Annotated in this window: 15 protein-coding genes; 11 read left to right on the forward strand and 4 right to left on the reverse strand. The window is 69.0% G+C overall.

The annotated features are described in order from the left end of the window. Positions 1–81 precede the first annotated feature (81 nt). From J2744_RS01350 to J2744_RS01375, 6 genes are all read left to right on the forward strand, one after another. Positions 82–1,869, forward strand: a complete 1,788-nt coding sequence (locus J2744_RS01350; protein WP_209543464.1) for a bacterio-opsin activator domain-containing protein — start codon at positions 82–84, stop codon at positions 1,867–1,869. A gap of 96 nt (positions 1,870–1,965) precedes the next feature. Continuing rightward, positions 1,966–3,960, forward strand: a complete 1,995-nt coding sequence (acs, locus tag J2744_RS01355) for an acetate--CoA ligase (protein ID WP_209543466.1) — start codon at positions 1,966–1,968, stop codon at positions 3,958–3,960. Between the two features lie 106 nt (positions 3,961–4,066). After that, positions 4,067–4,546, forward strand: a complete 480-nt coding sequence (locus J2744_RS01360; RefSeq protein WP_209543468.1) for a DUF4212 domain-containing protein — start codon at positions 4,067–4,069, stop codon at positions 4,544–4,546. Continuing rightward, positions 4,543–6,342 carry a VC_2705 family sodium/solute symporter gene (locus J2744_RS01365; RefSeq protein WP_209543470.1) on the forward strand — a complete coding sequence of 600 codons (1,800 nt, stop codon included), beginning with the start codon at positions 4,543–4,545 and terminating at the stop codon, positions 6,340–6,342. Before J2744_RS01360 ends, J2744_RS01365 begins: the two co-directional genes overlap by 4 nt. Further along, positions 6,342–6,803 carry a universal stress protein gene (locus tag J2744_RS01370; RefSeq protein WP_209543472.1) on the forward strand — a complete coding sequence of 154 codons (462 nt, stop codon included), beginning with the start codon at positions 6,342–6,344 and terminating at the stop codon, positions 6,801–6,803. Before J2744_RS01365 ends, J2744_RS01370 begins: the two co-directional genes overlap by 1 nt. Positions 6,804–6,909: 106 nt before the next feature. Beyond that, the gene (locus J2744_RS01375) at positions 6,910–7,185 is read left to right on the forward strand and encodes a hypothetical protein (protein ID WP_209543474.1); all 276 of its coding nucleotides are present in this window, start codon (positions 6,910–6,912) and stop codon (positions 7,183–7,185) included. A 32-nt stretch (positions 7,186–7,217) separates the two neighbouring features. Here J2744_RS01375 and J2744_RS01380 read toward each other — a convergent pair whose 3' ends face one another. Next, a complete protein-coding gene (locus tag J2744_RS01380; protein ID WP_209543476.1) occupies positions 7,218–7,874 on the reverse strand; it encodes an NAD-dependent epimerase/dehydratase family protein in 657 nt (218 codons plus the stop codon). A 79-nt stretch (positions 7,875–7,953) separates the two neighbouring features. Beyond that, complete coding sequence (locus J2744_RS01385; protein WP_209543478.1) at positions 7,954–10,614, reverse strand: heavy metal translocating P-type ATPase; 2,661 nt, start codon at positions 10,612–10,614, stop codon at positions 7,954–7,956. Between the two features lie 232 nt (positions 10,615–10,846). Between J2744_RS01385 and J2744_RS01390 the strand changes: the two genes are divergently transcribed. The 3 genes from J2744_RS01390 (at position 10,847) to J2744_RS01400 (ending at position 12,651) form a co-directional block, all read left to right on the forward strand. After that, the gene (locus J2744_RS01390) at positions 10,847–11,617 is read left to right on the forward strand and encodes an MOSC domain-containing protein (RefSeq protein WP_209543479.1); all 771 of its coding nucleotides are present in this window, start codon (positions 10,847–10,849) and stop codon (positions 11,615–11,617) included. A 146-nt stretch (positions 11,618–11,763) separates the two neighbouring features. After that, a complete protein-coding gene (locus J2744_RS01395; protein ID WP_004045866.1) occupies positions 11,764–11,958 on the forward strand; it encodes a cold-shock protein in 195 nt (64 codons plus the stop codon). A gap of 117 nt (positions 11,959–12,075) precedes the next feature. Beyond that, positions 12,076–12,651, forward strand: coding sequence for a hypothetical protein (locus J2744_RS01400; RefSeq protein ID WP_209543481.1), 576 nt, complete (start codon positions 12,076–12,078; stop codon positions 12,649–12,651). Between the two features lie 13 nt (positions 12,652–12,664). Here J2744_RS01400 and J2744_RS01405 read toward each other — a convergent pair whose 3' ends face one another. Continuing rightward, positions 12,665–13,624, reverse strand: a complete 960-nt coding sequence (locus J2744_RS01405) for an oxidoreductase (protein ID WP_209543491.1) — start codon at positions 13,622–13,624, stop codon at positions 12,665–12,667. Between the two features lie 170 nt (positions 13,625–13,794). On the opposite strand from J2744_RS01405, the gene J2744_RS01410 reads away from it, so the two are divergent. Together J2744_RS01410 and J2744_RS01415 are read left to right on the forward strand one after the other, a co-directional pair. Continuing rightward, the gene (locus J2744_RS01410; RefSeq protein WP_209543999.1) at positions 13,795–16,263 is read left to right on the forward strand and encodes a DNA topoisomerase VI subunit B; all 2,469 of its coding nucleotides are present in this window, start codon (positions 13,795–13,797) and stop codon (positions 16,261–16,263) included. After that, positions 16,264–17,349 carry a DNA topoisomerase IV subunit A gene (locus J2744_RS01415; RefSeq protein ID WP_209543492.1) on the forward strand — a complete coding sequence of 362 codons (1,086 nt, stop codon included), beginning with the start codon at positions 16,264–16,266 and terminating at the stop codon, positions 17,347–17,349. It abuts the gene before it with no gap. An 18-nt stretch (positions 17,350–17,367) separates the two neighbouring features. Here J2744_RS01415 and J2744_RS01420 read toward each other — a convergent pair whose 3' ends face one another. Beyond that, positions 17,368–17,604, reverse strand: coding sequence for a CDGSH iron-sulfur domain-containing protein (locus J2744_RS01420; protein WP_209543494.1), 237 nt, complete (start codon positions 17,602–17,604; stop codon positions 17,368–17,370). Between the last annotated feature and the right edge of the window lie 87 nt (positions 17,605–17,691).

A 17,691-nucleotide genomic window follows, 5' to 3' on the forward strand; every position in this document is an offset into this window, starting at 1 on the left:
TGACATCGTGTCGAACTCTGCCGTAGACGGGTCATCTTCCGGAACAGTTTTGTTTCGGGTACTTGTTGAGTTCCGAAACGAATGGTCGACGGTCTCGACGCGGACGCCTACGACGCGCTCGTCACCGCCGCGGAGACGTATCGCGCGGCGCTCGTCGTCAGGCTGGCGGGCGAGGCCGGACTCCGAACCGAGGAGATCACCCGCGTCGCCCCGCGACACCTGCGCGAGGCGGAGTCGGTCGCGAGCGCTCGGATCCTCGCGGTGCCCGCGACCGACGGCGACGAAAGCGCGGGCGCGGAGTCGACCCTGTCCGGGGCGGAATCGATCGACAGAGAGACCGTCGTACCGGCCTCTCTGGCCGCCGGTCTCGACCGATACGCGACGAGCGAGGGTCTCGGCGACGACGACCCGTACGTCGACGTCTCTCCCCGCCGGGTCCAGATGATCGTGAGCGAGACGGCGGCGCGGGCGGCCGGTCTCACCGACGCCGCGCTCGACGAGCGGGTCACGCCCAGCGTCCTCCGGAAGACGTTCGCTCGCCGGATGCTCGTCGAGCGCGGCGTCGACCCGCGGGCGGTCCGCGACGCGGGCGGCTGGGAGTCGCTCGGCACGCTCGACGGCTACCTCGATCCGCTCGACGGGGAGGCGCTCGCGGCCGCGATAGCCGGTGAGGAAGACGCCGAGGGCGCGCCGGCGGAGCGGACCGGAACGACCGTCTTACCGGGGTTCGAGGCGCTCGCGGAACCCGGGTCGGCGGATCCCGTCACGGCGGTTCCCGCGGGCTTAATCGAGACCGACCGCTGGGCCGAGGCCTGGGTCGTCCGCCGGGCGGTCGGAGGCGAGCGGGCCGACGTGGCCGCGACCGCGGGCGTCGACCGAGAGACCCTCGCGGACCGGGGCGCGACCGCCGAGGGACCGTGGTCGGCCGCGATAGCGGACCGCACGCCGGCCGCGATCGACGGTAGCCAAGCGACGGGGGGGCGGCCGGCGGTCGCGGTGCCGGCGGTCTACGAGGGCGTCGTTCACGGGGCGCTCTGCGTCGTCGCGGCGGACGACGATCCGGCGGACGAGACCGAGCGGCGGGCGCTCGCCGCCCTCGGCCGGTGTCTCGGGCGGGCGATCACCGCGGACCGGTGGCGGGAGCTGCTCCACTCGGACGCGGTCACCGAAGTCGAGTTCCACACGACCGACGAGGGGGCGTTCCTCGCCCGCGCGAGCGAGCGACTTGGCTGCCGGATCGAGCTGGCGTCGACCGTCGACGTCGACGACGACGTCTCCCGCGCGTACCTCTCCGTGGAGGGCGCCCGCCCGCAGGACTTCGCGGCCGTCGTCGAGGCGTCGACTGGCGTCTCCGACTTCCGGGTGATCGAGACGCGGGAGGACGGCTGTTCGGCGTCGCTCCGCCTCGCGGGCGGGTCGCTGGTGCGGGCGCTCGTCGACCACGGGGCGACGGTCCGCGACGCGTCCGCCGCCGACGGCCGGGTCCGCGTCGTCGCCGACTTCCCCGAGGGAACGAACGTCAGGCCCGTCGCCGACGGCCTCCGTGACCGCTTCGCTGATGTCCGACTCGCCAGCAAGGAGTCCGTCGCGCGCTCGCCGCGCGCGGAGTCGTCGCTGCGGGACGGGATCGCCGACCGGTTCACGGATCGCCAGTGGGCCGCGCTGTCCGCGGCGTACCACGGCGGCTACTTCGACTGGCCGCGCGGGAGCACCGCCGAGGAGGTCGCCGACGCGATGGGCGTCTCGTCGCCGACGTTCCACAACCACCTCCGAAAGGCCCAGCGCGCCCTGCTCGACGGCGTCTTCGAAGACGGCGGGGAGCGGTCGGTCCGGGAGGGCGAGGAGCGCGCGGTCCGCACCGACGGGTGAACGCGGCGAGCCGGCCGGAGCGCCGACAGTCTATCACGATTTTTCGTATTTAGCGTGAGCGTTTATATGCCGATATCGGTTGGGTACGACCGTACCATGACAGAGGGAGACGGCCAACTGGAAGCGAGACTCGCGGAACAGGAGGTATTCGAGCCGTCGGAGTCGTTCGTCGAGCAGGCGAACGTCTCCGACCCGGAGATATACGAGGAGTTCGAGGAGAACTGGCCCGAGTGCTGGGAGGCGGCCGCCGACCTGCTGGAGTGGGAAACAGATTACGACCAGGTGCTCGACGACGGCAACCCGCCCTTCTACGAGTGGTTCACGGGCGGCGAGCTGAACGCGTCGGCGAACTGTCTCGACCGACACCTCGACGAGCGCGGCGACGAGGCCGCGATCGAGTGGGTCGGCGAGCCGGTCGACGAGGACGACCGCACGTACACGTACGAGGAGCTCCACCGCGAGGTGAACGAGTTCGCGGCCGCCCTTCGGGAGCGGGGCGTCGAGGAAGACGACGTCGTGACGATGTACATGCCGATGATCCCGGAGCTGCCGATCGCGATGCTGGCCTGCGCGCGCATCGGCGCGCCCCACAGCGTCGTGTTCGCCGGGTTCTCGGCCGACGCGCTCGCGACGCGGATGAACTCCGCGGACTCCGAGTACCTCGTCACCTGCGACGGCTACTACCGCCGCGGCGACCCGCTCGACCACCTCGACAAGGCGAACGAGGGGCTCGCGGGCGTCGAGCACGACACGACCACGGTCGTCGTCGACCGGCTCGGGCCGAACGGCGACGACTTCGGTCACGAACTCGGCGACGACCAGATCGACTACGGCGACCTCGTGGCCGAACACGAGGGCGCCGAGGTCGAGCCGGTCACGCGCGACGCCGAGGACATGCTGTTCCTGATGTACACCTCGGGGACGACCGGGAAGCCGAAGGGCGTGAAACACACGACCGGCGGCTACCTCTCGTGGGTGTCGTGGACCTCACAGTCGGTCCTCGACATCAAGCCGGATGACACGTACTTCTGTTCGGCCGACATCGGCTGGATCACGGGGCACTCCTACATCGTCTACGGCCCGCTCGCGCTCGGCACCACGACGATGATGTACGAGGGAACCCCGGATCACCCGGAGCGCGACCGCCTCTGGGAGATCGTCGAGGAGCACGAGGCGACCCAGCTGTACACGGCGCCGACCGCGATCCGGGCGTTCATGAAGTGGGGGTCGAAGTTCCCGGACCGCCACGACCTCTCCTCGCTGCGGCTGCTCGGCACGGTCGGCGAGCCGATCAACCCGCGCGCGTGGAAGTGGTACTACCAGCACATCGGCGACGAGGAGTGTCCCGTCGTCGACACGTGGTGGCAGACCGAGACCGGCGGGATGATGGTGACCACGCTGCCCGGGGTGAAGGACATGAAACCCGGAGCGGCCGGACCGCCGCTGCCGGGACTCGACGTCCAGATCCTCGACACGCTCGGCGACGAGGTGGAGCCGGGGAAGGCGGGCTACCTCACGGTACAGAAGCCGTGGCCCGGCATGCTCCGGACGCTGTACAACAACGACGAGCGCTACATCGAGGAGTACTGGGCGGAGTACTCCGACACCGACAGCGACGACCCCGACGACTGGGTGTACTTCCCGGAGGACGGGGCGAAGATCGACGAGGACGGCTACATCACCGTCCTCGGTCGCGTCGACGACGTGCTCAACGTCTCCGGCCACCGGCTGGGGACGATGGAGATCGAGTCGGCGATCGTCGGGGTCGAGGGCGTCGCCGAGGCCGCCGTGGTCGGCGGTGACCACGACATCAAGGGTGAGGCGGTCTACGCGTACGTGACCACCGAAGACGGCTACGAGGGCACCGACGAGCTCCGCGACGCGATCGTCGCGGGCGTCGAGGACGCCATCGGCCCGATCGCGCGGCCCGAGCAGGTCGTGTTCACCCCGGACCTGCCGAAGACTCGGTCCGGGAAGATCATGCGCCGCCTGCTCGAAAACATCGCCGACGGCGAGGAGCTCGGGAACACGAGCACGCTTCGGAACCCCGAGATCGTCGAGGAGATCCAACAGAAGGCCGACGCCGAGTAGCGCTCGGCGAACCGTTTTCGATCCGTTCCACTCACGACCACGACGGACGACACGACGACAAACATCACGAAAATACCACACAAACGAACCCGACACACACCAAAACATGACAGATAATACCTCACGCGAACGAGACGACGCGGCAACCGATGGTGGGCGCGCACCTAACGACGCGGCCACTGACGGTGGGCGCGCAACTGACGACGCGGCCACTGACGGCGGCGTCGCCTCCACGGGAGCCGCACAGGCGCACAACGACACCGACTACCTCGGAGCGGAGGTGAACATCCTGAATCCGAGCACGCCGTACATGCGCGACCACCTCCGTATCGTCTGGACGGGGTTCGCCATCTGGGTGCTCGCGGTGTGGGGACCGGTTACCCTGACACGACTGGCGACCGAGCCGATGACGCAGACGATGCCGGTCTTGGGCTTCCCGCTCCACTACTTCCTCGTCGCGTTCGGCGCGCCGACCAGCGCGCTGATCTTAGCGTTCTGGTACTCGCGAAAGCGGGACGCGCTCGACGACAAGTACGGCATCGAGCACACTGACGTCGCCGCAACCGACGGAGGGGTCGACGAATGACGGGCGCGTCGCTCCTCCTACAGAGCGACCTCCTTCCGGAGGCCCTCGACATCTCGTTCAAGCTCGGACCGTCGATCCTCGTGATCGGGATGCTGGGGCTGTTCCTCACGATCGGCTTCGTCTTCCGCGTGGCCGACACCGAGAACATGTGGGTCGCCGGCCGGTCCATCGGGAACGTCGAGAACGGAATGGCGATCGGGGCGAACTGGATGTCGGCCGCGTCGTACCTCGGCATGGCGGCGTCCATCGCGCTCGCGGGGTTCTACGGGCTGGTGTACGTCGTCGGCTGGACGACGGGGTACTTCATCCTGCTCATCTTCCTCGCCGCGCAGCTGCGCCGGTTCGGGAAGTACACGGCGCCGGACTTCGTCGGCGACCGATTCAACTCCGACACCGCGCGCGCCATCGCGGCGGTGACGACGTTCCTCATCGGCTTCGTCTACGCCATCGGGCAGGCGAAGGGGATGGCGCTCGTCGGCCTGTACATCTTCGGTAACTACGGGGGCCTCATCCCCGGTCTCGACGGGTATCAGGTGATGGTCGTCGCGATGATGGTCGTCACCGTCGCCTACCTGACGCTGTCCGGGATGCTGGGCGCCACGAAGAACCAGGCGGTCCAGTACGTCATCCTCATCTTAGCGTTCGTCGTCGGGCTGTTCGTCGTCGGCTACACCAACGGCTACTCGACGGTGCTGCCGCAGCTCGAGTACGGCGCGCTGATCAGTCAGCTCGGCAGCGAGTTCTCCGAGCCGTTCGCCTCGTCGAGCTACTACCTCTGGGTCGCGACGACGTTCTCGCTCATCGTCGGCACCTGCGGGCTCCCGCACGTGCTCGTCCGGTTCTACACGGTCGAGAGCGAGCGGACGGCCCGCTGGTCGACGGTCTGGGGGCTGTTCTTCATCTGTATCCTCTACTGGAGCGCCCCGGCGTTCGCGGCGTTCGGCACCGACCTCTACTCGCAGAACATCGGCGCGACGTACGGTGACCCCGGCATGACGAGCGCGGCGAGCGAGGTCATCGTCGTGCTGGCGACGCAGCTGTCCGGGCTTCCGGAGTGGTTCGTCGGTATCGTCGCGGCGGGCGGTATCGCCGCGGCCATCGCGACGGTCGCCGGGCTGTTCATCGCCGGGTCCTCGGCGATCAGCCACGACATCTACACGAACATCATCAACGAGGACGCGACGCAGCGACAGCAGATCCTTGTCGGCCGCCTCTCGATCGTCGCGCTGGGCGCGCTGACCACGCTGGCCGCGCTCAATCCCGCGTCCTCGATCGCGGCGCTCGTCGGCTACGCGTTCTCGCTCGCCGGCTCCGTCCTGTTCCCGATGTTCTTCCTCGGCATGTGGTGGGAGAACGCCAACCGACAGGGCGCGCTCGCCGGCATGACGACCGGGCTGACGCTCTGGTCGATCCCGATGATCAACCAGATCGTCCCGACGTACATCGGGTCGCTCGAGGCGCCGCTGTCGGCGGGGCTGGCGCAGTGGATGCCCGCCATCGGCTCGGCGCTCATCACGCTCCCGATCGTGTTCGTGGTCACCATCGTCGTCTCGATGGCGACCGACGAGCCGTCGCTGGAGACGAAGCGGATCGTCCGGCAGTGTCACAGCCCCGAGCCGATGGGGCAGCAGGAGACCGCCGAGGACGTCGTCGCCGCTGACGGCGGCGAAGACGTTGCGACCGATGGCGGCCGCGCAGTGGACGATGCGGGCGCCGACGGGAACCGCGCAGTGGACGACGCGGGCGCCGACGGGGACCGCGCAGCGGACGACGCGACCACGGAGGAGGAGCGATAATGTACGACCGAATCCTCGTACCCACGGACGGAAGCGACGTCGCGGAGGCCGCCGTCGACCACGCGCTCGACCTCGCGGCGAAGTACGGAGCCGAGGTCCACGCGCTGTACGTGGTCGACATCGACTCCGTGAACTTCAGTCTCGGGACCGAACAGGTCGACCGGCTCAAGCAGGGTCGGTTCGACGAGATGGACGAACTGAAAGATCAGGCGGACGAGGCGACCGGCGTGGTCGCCGAGCGCGGCGACGAACGCGGCGTCGACGTCGTCGAACACGTCTCGGGCGGTCGACCGCACAAGGTGATCGCCGACTACGCCGAGAACCACGACATCGACCTGATCGTGATGGGGAGTCACGGCCGCGCCGGCGTGCGTCGGGCGCTGCTCGGCAGCGTCACGGAGCGCACCCTGCGCTCGACGCACGTCCCCGTCCTCGTCGTCGACTACCTCGACGAGGACTGAGCGCTCGACGGGTCGATCTCCTCGTCGACCGACGGATCGCTTCGTCGCGCGCCCGACGCCGCGCGATTCCGCAACACCGACGTAACCCCCCGCACACACTCACTTCATGCCCGACACGGACGCCGCGGAGACGCCGGACGACGAGCCGACCGACCCGAGCGTCGCCGACCGCGCCCGGCACGTGCTCAGCGAGAACGGCACCGGGATGCTCCAGGACCTGCTGTTCGCGCTCGTCTGGGTGGGGATCGCGTCGTCGCTGTACAACGTCGCCTTCTCGACGGCCCCGCAGTGGGTGCTGTACATGTTCATGGCCGCGGGGATCCCGGCGTACTTCGGCTTCTTCATCTCGCTGGAGATGGCCAAGGAGCGCAGCGCGCGCTGACGGGCTTTTACGATCAGGTATCTCCCCGCCGCTCACCCGGCGAGGTCGCGAATGTCGGAGACGTCGAGCAGCCGCTCGCCCGGGTCCAGCGCGGCGCGGTACGTCGCGCGAGCGACGGTGTCGACGGAGAGGGGCCGCGCCTCGCCGAGCCGCGACGCGATGGGGCGCGCGCTCGCGACGAACCGAAGGACGCGGTCGGCGACGCCGGGGAGATGGGGCTGTCCCTCGCCGTACACCGGTCCCGGCCGGAGGGTGACGACGTCGAGGTCGAGGTCGGCGATAGACGCCTCGGCGCGGCGCTTAGCCGTCAGGTAGGCGTTCCGGATCCCCGGCGGCTTCGCGGCCGCGGAGAGGAAGACGAACGCGTCGACGCCGGCGCGCTCGGCCTCCAGCGCCGTGAGAACGGCCGCGTCGCCGTTGACGCGCTCGAAGGTGACGCCGTCGGTCGCCGCCTCGGTGAGCGTCCCGACGGAGTGGACCACGGCGTCGACGCCGTCGAGGCGGTCGCGCCACGCGTTCGGTCGGAACAGGTCGGCGCTCGTCCACGAGACGGAATCCACCCACGCCTCGTCGACCTCGGGGCGGCCGCTCCGCGAGACGCTGCGGACCTCGTGTCCGTCGCGAACGGCGAACCGACAGACGTCGCGTCCGATGAAGCCGCTGCCGCCGACGACGAGGAGGGTCGACATACGCCGGCGTACGCGCCGGGCCGTCTTGGGGCTTCGGGACGGCGGCGGGAAGCGGACGGGAGCGGCGGTCGACTCCCGATCAGCGCCGGAGGAACCCGAGGAGCCGGTAGTCGCCGTCGGGGTCGTACCGGCGGAAGAGGAGGCTGTTCGTCAGCACGGACACCGACGAGAACGCCATCGCGCCGGCCGCGAGGACGGGCTGGAGCAGCCCGAGCGACGCGAGCGGGATCATCGCCGTGTTGTAGCCGAGCGCCCACACGAGGTTCTGTTTGATCTTCTGGAGCGTCGCGTCCGAGACGCGGATCGCCTTCACCACGTCGAGCGGGTCGTCGCGCATCAGCGTCACGTCCGCGGCCTCGATGGCCACGTCGGTCCCGGAGCCGATGGCGGTGCCGACGTACGCGACCGCGAGCGCCGGGGCGTCGTTGACGCCGTCGCCGACCATCATCGCCCGGCGCCCGTCGGCCTGGATCTCCTCGACCGCGTCGGACTTGTCCTCGGGCAGGACGCCGGCGCGAACGCTGTCGGGGTCGATCCCGACCTGCTCGGCGACCGCGCGGGCCGTGCGCTCGTTGTCGCCCGTGATCAGCATCACGTCGACCCCGCGCTCGCGGAGTTCGCTCACCGCCTCCTTCGCGCTCGGTTTCACCGTGTCGGCGTCGGCGACGACGCCGAGGAGCTCCCCGCCATCCGTGCCGGCGCGAACCCGGGCGACGAGCATCGCCGTCTTCCCCTCGCTCTCTAAGCGTTCCATCGTCTCCGCGGCGGGCGCGGGGTCGATCCCGTTGTCGCCCAGCAGCTTCCGGTTGCCGACCAGCACCTCGTCGCCGTTCACGGTCGCCTTGACGCCGTGTCCGGGGACGTTCTCGAAGTCCTCGGGGTCGCTGAGGTCGAGGCCGCGCGACTCGGCGCCGTCGACGATGGCGCGGGCGAGCGGGTGTTCGCTGCCGCGCTCGGCGCTCGCGGCGAGCCGGAGGACCTCGTCCTCGGACGTCGCCGTCGAGCCGCCTCTCGTCGCGTCTTCGCTCGTCGCCACCGCGTTCTCGCCCTCGGCGAGCGCGCCGCCGTCGGGGAGCGTCTCGCTGAACGCGACCACGTCCGTCAGCTCCATCTCGCCTCTCGTGAGCGTCCCGGTCTTGTCGAAGACGACCGTGTCGACGTCCTTCGCGCGTTCGAGCACGTCGCCGCCCTTGAACAGGACGCCGTTCTGCGCCCCGATGGTGGTCCCGACCATCGTCGCGGCCGGGGTCGCCAGCCCGAGCGCGCAGGGACACGCGATCAGGACCGACGAGGCGAACACGACGATCGCGAACTCGAACACCGAGACGGTCCCGCCGACCGGGGCGGGACCGCCGGCGACCTGGCCCCACAGCGGGAGCCAGTCGACGAAGGCGGCGAGCGTCTCGGGGAAGGCGAACCAGACGATCCCCCACAGCAGCGCGTTCGCGATGACCGCGGGCACGAAGTACGCGGAGATGCGGTCCGCGAGGTTCTGGATCTCGGGCTGGCGGGACTGCGCCTCCTTGACGGTCTGGACGATCTGCTGGAGGGCGGTGTCCGCGCCGACCTTCGTCGCCTCGACGACGAGGAGACCGTTCTCGTTGATGGTGGAGCCGACGACCTCGTCGCCCTCGGTCTTCTCGACCGGGACGGACTCGCCGGTCACCATCGACTCGTCGACCGCGGACTGCCCCTCGACGACGACGCCGTCGGTCGGAATCTGTTCGCCGGGGCGGACCTTCATCCGGTCGCCGACCTCGACATCGTCGATCGACACCTCGCGCTCGGTCCCGTCCTCGTCGACGAGGGTGGCGGTGTCGGCCTCCATCTCCAACAGCTTCCGGAGCGCCTCCCCGGCCTGTCCCTTCGAGCGGGCTTCGAGGTAGTTGCCGAGCGTGATGAAGACGAGGATGAGCGCGGCCGTGTCGAAGTAGACGCTCCCGGCGACCGCGTTGAGGAGGACGGCGACGGAGTAGACGTACGCCGTCGTCGAACCCAACGCGATCAGCACGTCCATGTTGGCGCGGCCGTTCGTGACGAGCGCCTTGTAGGAGTTCACGTAGAACGGCCGGCCGAGCACGACCTGGACCGGCGTCGCGAGCGCGAACGCGACCCAGTGAATATCGAGACCGAAGACGCCGTCCGGCACGATGGCGCCCCCGAGGAGGAGATTATCGACGAGGAAGAAGAGGAGGGGCGCGGAGAGCGCGGCGCCGAACAGCGTCAGTCGGCGCTGTTTGCGGATCTCGTCGTTCCGGGCCGCGTCGCGCGCGCTCTCGGCGGAGTCGCCGCCCTCCCCGTCGGCCGCCTCGCCGTCGCCCTCGCGGACCGGCGAGTAGCCCGCGTCCTCGACGGCGTCGTACAGCGCCGAAATCGACGTGTCGGCGGGATTGTACCGCACCTGCGCCTCGTCGGTCGCGTAGTTCACGTCGGCGTCGATGACGCCGGAGACGCCTTCGAGCGCCTCGCGGTTGGCGTCCGCGCAGTTCGCGCACGACATGTCGGTGATCGCGACGGTCGCGGTCTCGGAGACCGCGCCGTAGCCCGCGTCCTCGATGGCGTCGTAGATCGCCGCGAGCGAGGTCCGCTCCGGGTCGTACTCGACGGTCGCCTCGTCGGTGGCGTAGTTCGCGTCCGCCCGCGAGACCCCGTCGAGCGACTCCACGGCGTCGCCGACGGTCGCCGAGCAGTTGGCGCAGCTCATCCCCGTGATGTCGAGATGGGTGGTTCTGGTGCTCATCTTGTGTTGTACTACGGGATACTCCCTTAGTGCGTTTTCCCCTTCGGAACCAAAGCTCTCCACCGCCGGTACTTTCGGATCAAAACCCAACCGATGGTCGCGCCCGCGACAGAAAACGGAAACTGGCGGATCGGGATCGGTCGAGGCGTCGTCGTTCCCGTCCTCGGCCGCGGTCAGCGGCACGGACGTGTTCGAGGAAAGGCTATAGGGAGCGGCGGGTTGTTCCCACGATATGGCCCGCTTGGAGCGACTCAGGGTGTTTCCGGTGAAGGGATTAGACGGGGTCGACGTCGAAGCCGTCCCGATCCTCGACGGCGGGACGCTGAAACACGACCGCGAGTTCGCGCTGTTCGACGCCGACGGCGACGTCCTCAACGGGAAGCGGACAGACCGGGTACACGACCTCGCGACCGACTTCGACCCCGAGTCGGGGACGCTGCGGGTCGAGACGCCCGACGGAACCGGTCGGCGGTTCGACCTGGACGACGAGCGGACCCGCGCGACGCGGTGGTTCAGTGACTTCTTCGACGCGGATCTGACGCTCCGGCGGGACGAGTCGCTGGGGTTCGTCGACCGGCGAGACATGGGTCCGTCGGTCGTCAGCACGGCGACGCTGGAGGCGGTCGCGTCGTGGTTCGACGGGATGACCGTCGACGGCGCGCGTCGACGCCTTCGGGCGAACGTCGAGGTCTCGGGCGTCCCGGCGTTCTGGGAGGACCGGTTCGTCGGCGACGAGGCACCGGCGTTCGAACTCGACGGCGTGCGCGTCGAAGGGGTGACGCCGTGCGGCCGGTGCGTCGTTCCGCAGCGCGACCCCGACACCGGGGAACCGACCCCCGAGTTCCGCGAGCGGTTCGTCCGGCGACGGGAGGCGACGTTCCCCGAGTGGGCCGACGACGACGCGTTCGACCACTACTACTCGCTGATGATCATCGCGCGGATTCCCGAGCGCGACCGCGGGGAGACGCTCCGCGTCGGCGACGAGGTCGCGGTCCGCGACTGAAATCGGTAGCGGTCTCGACGCCGCGTCACACGAACGCGCACCGAATTCCCCTCGCGTGCGACGAATACGCCCGGCAGAAGGCACGCAGCGGAGATCTCCCGAGGCACGCAACACTTATCACCACGTCGGGAGACAGTTAGATTGCGATGGCGACAGGCAAGGTCGACTTCTTCAACGACACCGGCGGCTACGGATTCATCGAGACTGACGACGCTGACGAGGACGTGTTCTTCCACATGGAAGACGTCGGCGGCCCGGACCTCGAGGAGGGACAGGAGGTAGAGTTCGAGATCGAGGAGGCGGACAAGGGTCCGCGCGCGACGAACCTCACTCGGCTGTAGCTCGTCCGGCGGCATCCGCTACCGACGAACTCGGACAGCTCTCGAAACGCGTTCCCGTATATTCACGCCCCGAGCGACGGCGCCGTCGTTTTGGTCGCCGAGCGAGGAGCGCTCCGCATGGAGGCTGACGACTCCCACGCGGACGACGCTCATCCGTCACCGGACGACCTCGACGCGTTCGTCGCCGAGAACCTCGACCGCTACGCCGAGACGCAGGGCCTGCTCCCCGAGCGGCTGGAGGAGTTCGGCGAGACGTATCGGTCGCAGGGGCACCTGACCCGAGATCAACTGTACGAGATCGCCTACGCGTCGTCGACGCGGAGCGCCTACCACGTCGAGACGAACCCCGAATCACGGTGTCGAGAGGTGACCCGCAACGCCCGCGCGGTCGACGGCGACTTCTCGACGATCCGCCTCCTCACCGGTCTCTCCGGGTTCAAGGCGCCGACCGCGTCGTGCGTGCTGGCCGCGCTCGACGGCGACCGCCACGCGGTCGTCGACACGCGCGTCTGGGCGTCACTGGAGCGGCTCGGCTACCTCGACGGCCGGAAGGAGAGCTTCGACGCCGCCGACTACGTCGCGATGATCGAGCCGATCCGCGAGATCGTCGACAAGACCGATTACCGCGCTGTCGACGTGGGCTACGCGCTGTTCGCGTACGACGACCACGTCCGCGAGGGGACGTTACACTGAGTCGCTCGGACGATCAAACCGGGAACTCGACGCCGGTCGCCTCGGTCGAGTACTCCCAGAGCTTCCGGGCGTCCTCGCGGTCGTAGGAGGCGTCGTTCGACCGGCCGACGGTCGGGTGCCCGCGCATGTTCATCAGGCCCCCCGGCTCGACGTACGCGCCGCCGTCGACGTCGGCCGTCGCCGCGTACAGCATCGGTTCGACGCCGATCGCTGCGTCCTGTCCCAGCACAAGGTTCGCGGCCCGCATCCCGACTTTCATCAGGGGGTTCCCGCTCTCGGCCGCGGTCCGCATCTGGAGGTTCGTGTCGGTGTAGCCCGGGTGACAGGCGACGCTGCGGATCCCCGGGTCGTCGCCCTCGTCGCTCGCCGCGTCGAGGCGGCGCTGGAGCTCGTAGGCGAAAAGCAGGTTCGACAGCTTGCTGCGCCCGTACGCCTGCCACTTGCCGTACGAGCGCTCCCAGTTGAGGTCATCGAAGTCCATCTCGCCCTGCTCGTGGGCGCCCGACGACTGGGTGACGACGCGGGTGTCGCCGTCGATGCCGTCGGCCGCGTCGAGGAGGTCGAACAGCCGACCGGTGAGCGCGAAGTGGCCGAGGTGGTTGACGCCGAACTGCGTCTCGAAGCCGTCCTCGGTCTCGCTCCGCGGGATCGCCATCACGCCGGCGTTGTTACAGAGGACGTCGACCGCGTCGTAGTCGTCGCGCAGTCCCTCGGCGAACGCCGCGACCGAGTCGAGCGAGGCGAGGTCGCACTCGCGGACGTCGAGTTCGCCGTCGACCGCGCCCCCCGCGTCGGCGCGGAGCTCGCTGGCCGCCTCCTCGGCGCGCTCGACGCTCCGGCACGCCATCACGACTGTCGCGCCCCGGGCGGCGAACGCGCGGGTCCCCTCGTACCCAAGTCCGCTGTTCGCCCCGGTGACGACGACCGTCTTCCCGTCCAGTCGCGGCACGTCCTCGGCGGTCCACTCTGTCATGGGGTACAGAAGGGGCGTCACGGGGAGAAACCTGTCGGCGGGATCGGACGTTGCCTTTTCGTGCGACACACTCTCGAACAGGGCGACGAGACGCCGTCTGACGCGGATATCCACTTCCACCGCGCCGCCGGTGCGTTTTTAGGTGCCTCGGAGGTAGGATGGTGTACCGAATGACGTCCTTCCAGTCGACGATCGGCGACGAGGAGGGGATCGCGGAGGAGCTGGCCGAGGGCCAGCGCGAGATCTCCATCGCCGAGTTCTTCGAGAAGAACAAGCACATGCTCGGGTTCGACTCGGGCGCCCGCGGGCTCGTCACCGCCGTCAAGGAGGCGGTCGACAACGCCCTCGACGCGACCGAGGAGGCCGGCGTCCCCCCCGACATCTACATCGAGATCGAGGAGGTGGGCGACTACTACCGGCTCGTCATCGAGGACAACGGGCCGGGCATCACGAAGGAACAGCTCCCGAAAGTGTTCGGGAAGCTTCTGTATGGCTCAAGATTCCATAAGCGTGAACAAAATCGCGGTCAACAGGGGATCGGGATTTCAGCGGCCGTGCTGTACTCTCAGTTGACCTCCGGCCAGCCCGCGAAGATCACCTCGCGCCCGAAGGGGCAGTCGCGGGCGCAGTACTTCGAGCTGATCATCGACACGGACACGAACGAGCCGGAGATCCAGGCCGACGAGGAGACGACGTGGGACCGTCCGCACGGCACCCGGATCGAGCTGGAGATGGAGGCGAACATGCGCGCCCGCCAGCAGCTCCACGACTACGTGAAACACACCGCGGTCGTCAACCCCCACGCCCGGATCGAACTGCGCGAGCCGGGGCTCGACGAGCCGCTGAAGTTCGAGCGCGCGACCGACGAGCTGCCCGCGGAGACGAAGGAGATCCGTCCGCACCCGCACGGCGTCGAACTCGGGTCGCTGATCAAGATGCTGGAGGCGACCGAGTCGTACTCCGTGTCGGGGTTCCTCCAGGAGGAGTTCACGCGGGTCGGGAAGAAGACCGCGGACGGCGTCATCGACAACTTCCGCGATATCTACTACGGCCGCGAGCTGTCGTGGTCCCCGCCCCGGACCCACGACGACCGCGACGTCGCGAGCGCGGTCGCGGACGCCGTCGCCAACAAGGGCAAGGACGCGACGACCGCCTTCGCCGAGGGCGTCGCCGAGACGGTTTCGAACAACGACCGGCTCACCCGGTCCGAACTCGCGGAAATCGTCGACAACACCGCGGAGACGGTCGAGGGCGACACGAGCAAGACGTTCGGCGGGACCGTCCGCGAGAACGCGGTCGACGCCGCGTGGCGGGCGGTCACCGGTCTCGGCGCCGAGGAGGACGCGGCCGCCGATCCGGGCGAGAGCGACGTCGGTGACGCCGACGAGACCGAGGAGTCGCCGCTCGTCCCCGACGTCTACGCCCTCGTCGACGAGGCGACGTCGACGCGGAAGGACGACGCCGCGGTCCAGGCGATGGCAGAGGCGCTCGCGCGCCGGTTCGAGAACCTCGACGGCGACGCGTTCCGGATCACCCGCGACGACCTCGACCGCCTCGTCGCGGACGCGGCGTCGTTCGTCGCCGAGCAGCGCGACGCGACGTTCGGCGAGACGGCCCGCGAGAACGTCGTCGAGGCGTTCTGGTCGCGGGCGCGGACCGTTCCGGACGACCCGCCGAAGGTGAAATCGATCGCGGGCGACCGCGACGCCGCTGCCGACCTGCTCGAGGCGATGCGGACGACAGACATCCTCGCGCCGCCGACCGACTGCCTCGCGCCGATCACCGCGGAGTTGGTCGAGGCCGGGCTGCGGAAGGAGTACGACGCCGACTTCTACGCGGCCGCGACCCGGGACGCCGACGTCCACGGCGGCGACCCGTTCATCGTCGAGGCCGGCATCGCCTACGGCGGGTCGATCCCGTCGGAGGGGTCGGTCGAACTGCTCCGGTTCGCGAACCGCGTCCCGCTCGTCTACCAGCGCGGCGCCTGCGCGACGACGGACGTGATAAAGCAGATCGGCTGGCGCAACTACGGGTTGGACCAGCCCGGCGGCTCCGGGATGCCGAACGGTCCCGCAGTCATCTCGATCCACGTCGCCTCCACCAACGTCCCGTTCACGAGCGAGTCGAAGGACGCGCTCGCGAACGTCCCGGAGATCGAAGACGAGATCGAGCTGGCGGTTCGGGAGGCCGCAAGGGAGCTGAAGTCGTTCCTCAACAAGCGGCGCTCGATGCAACAGCGCCGGGAGAAGCAGGACGTACTCGGCCGGATACTCCCCGAAATGGCCGACAAGGTCTCGGAGGTGACGGGACGGTCGCGCCCCGACATCGACGGGGCCTTGGCGCGGATCATGAACAACGTCAGCGTCGAGCGCGAGGTGAACGGCGAGACGGTGACCCTCGTCGTCGAGAACCACTCGGACGTGAACGAGGCGCTTGAGATCACGGACATCGTCTCGGCGGAGCCGACCGACCTCTCCGACGGGACGGTGGTGGACATGGACGGCGAGTGGTTCGTCCAGTGGAAGCCCGAGGTGCCCTCGGGCGACGAGAGGGAACTGACGTACGCGGTCGACGGCAACCCCGAGTTCGAGGTCAGCGTCGGCGGCGTGGAGACGGAGAAGCTCACGGTGAACGCATAAATGACGACCGAAAGCGACGCACGAGACGAGCTGATCGACCTGGCCGCGGACTTCTACGACCAGTTCGCGGCGGGGGACATCCCGGAGATGACGCTCCCCACGCGGACGAAGAGCAACATCGAGTACGACGAGGAGAGCGGCGTCTGGACCTACGGCGACCGCACCTCGACGCGCAGCGCCAACTCGGTGCGGGGCGCGCGCAAGCTGTTGAAGGCCGCCTACACGATCGAGTTCCTCGCGGGCCAGCTCGACGACGACCGCTCGTCGACGCTGCGTGAGCTGTACTACCTCTCGGAGTCGTGGGACAACGACGAGGCGCAGTTCAACAGCCAAGACGAGTCGAACGACCTCGTGGAGGACCTCGAGATCGTGACGGGGGTCACCCGCGAGGACTTCCACATGCGTCCGGAGGAGTCGGGCGCGAAGGTGATGGGACCGCTACAGATCCGCGAGCAGACCAACCGCGGCGACCGCGAGATTCACTGTCAGCTCGACGTCGGGCAGGGGGGGTACCAGATCCCTAACAACCCCGACACCATCGAGTTCCTCGACAACGACGCCGAGTTCGTCCTCTGCGTGGAGACCGGCGGGATGCGCGACCGGCTCGTCGAGAACGGCTTCGACGAGGCGCACGACGCCCTCGTCGTCCACCTCGGCGGGCAGCCCGCGCGCGCGACGCGCCGGCTGACGAAGCGTTTCCGCGACGAGCTGGACCTCCCCGTGGTGGTGTTCACGGACGGCGACCCGTGGTCCTACCGGATCTACGGCTCCGTCGCGTACGGCTCGATCAAGTCCGCGCACCTCTCGAAGTACCTCGCGACGCCGGAGGCGAAGTTCATCGGGATCCAGCCGGAGGACATCGTCGAGTACGACCTCCCCTCCGACCCGCTCTCGGACTCGGACGTGAACGCTCTCGAATCCGAGCTGGAGGACCCGCGCTTCCAGACCGACTACTGGGAAGAGCAGATCGAGCTCCAGCTCGACATCGGCAAGAAGTCCGAACAGCAGTCGCTCGCGAGCCGCGGCCTCGACTTCGTCACGGACACCTACCTCCCCGAGCGGCTCGGCGAGATGGGCGTGCTCTAAGGGGCGAGCGAGAGGCGGCTACTCGTCGGCGTAGACGATCTCGTCGATCTCGCGCCGCTCCGCCTCGGGGTCGTCGTCCGGGTACTTGTACACGACGCCGTCCGCCTCGTCGGCAGTCGCGTTGTGCGAGCCGTCACAGAGCGGCTTCGTGTCCGAGAGGCCGCACTGGCAGACGTAGATGAGGCCGTCGTCGCCCTTGTCGTCGTCGTCGAGCACCGCCGGCCCCCGCTCCTCGTGCGTGACTTCGCGCGCCATGCGAACCGATCCGCAGCGAGGGTGAAACCAGTTGGGTCGGCGGCGCGTCGCCGCCGGGGTCGCTCCGATCGGCGCAACCCCCTTGCC

Source organism: Halorubrum trapanicum (genome assembly GCF_017873555.1).
GTDB lineage: Archaea > Halobacteriota > Halobacteria > Halobacteriales > Haloferacaceae > Halorubrum > Halorubrum trapanicum.

What these genes read in the sequence shown, in the direction of transcription:
- J2744_RS01350 (WP_209543464.1), top strand. Translation starts at nt 82, where the DNA reads ATGGTCGACGGTCTCGACGCGGACGCCTACGACGCGCTCGTCACCGCC.
- acs (WP_209543466.1), top strand. Translation starts at nt 1,966, where the DNA reads ATGACAGAGGGAGACGGCCAACTGGAAGCGAGACTCGCGGAACAGGAG.
- J2744_RS01360 (WP_209543468.1), top strand. Translation starts at nt 4,067, where the DNA reads ATGACAGATAATACCTCACGCGAACGAGACGACGCGGCAACCGATGGT.
- J2744_RS01365 (WP_209543470.1), top strand. Translation starts at nt 4,543, where the DNA reads ATGACGGGCGCGTCGCTCCTCCTACAGAGCGACCTCCTTCCGGAGGCC.
- J2744_RS01370 (WP_209543472.1), top strand. Translation starts at nt 6,342, where the DNA reads ATGTACGACCGAATCCTCGTACCCACGGACGGAAGCGACGTCGCGGAG.
- J2744_RS01375 (WP_209543474.1), top strand. Translation starts at nt 6,910, where the DNA reads ATGCCCGACACGGACGCCGCGGAGACGCCGGACGACGAGCCGACCGAC.
- J2744_RS01380 (WP_209543476.1), bottom strand. Translation starts at nt 7,874, where the DNA reads ATGTCGACCCTCCTCGTCGTCGGCGGCAGCGGCTTCATCGGACGCGAC.
- J2744_RS01385 (WP_209543478.1), bottom strand. Translation starts at nt 10,614, where the DNA reads ATGAGCACCAGAACCACCCATCTCGACATCACGGGGATGAGCTGCGCC.
- J2744_RS01390 (WP_209543479.1), top strand. Translation starts at nt 10,847, where the DNA reads ATGGCCCGCTTGGAGCGACTCAGGGTGTTTCCGGTGAAGGGATTAGAC.
- J2744_RS01395 (WP_004045866.1), top strand. Translation starts at nt 11,764, where the DNA reads ATGGCGACAGGCAAGGTCGACTTCTTCAACGACACCGGCGGCTACGGA.
- J2744_RS01400 (WP_209543481.1), top strand. Translation starts at nt 12,076, where the DNA reads ATGGAGGCTGACGACTCCCACGCGGACGACGCTCATCCGTCACCGGAC.
- J2744_RS01405 (WP_209543491.1), bottom strand. Translation starts at nt 13,624, where the DNA reads ATGACAGAGTGGACCGCCGAGGACGTGCCGCGACTGGACGGGAAGACG.
- J2744_RS01410 (WP_209543999.1), top strand. Translation starts at nt 13,795, where the DNA reads ATGACGTCCTTCCAGTCGACGATCGGCGACGAGGAGGGGATCGCGGAG.
- J2744_RS01415 (WP_209543492.1), top strand. Translation starts at nt 16,264, where the DNA reads ATGACGACCGAAAGCGACGCACGAGACGAGCTGATCGACCTGGCCGCG.
- J2744_RS01420 (WP_209543494.1), bottom strand. Translation starts at nt 17,604, where the DNA reads ATGGCGCGCGAAGTCACGCACGAGGAGCGGGGGCCGGCGGTGCTCGAC.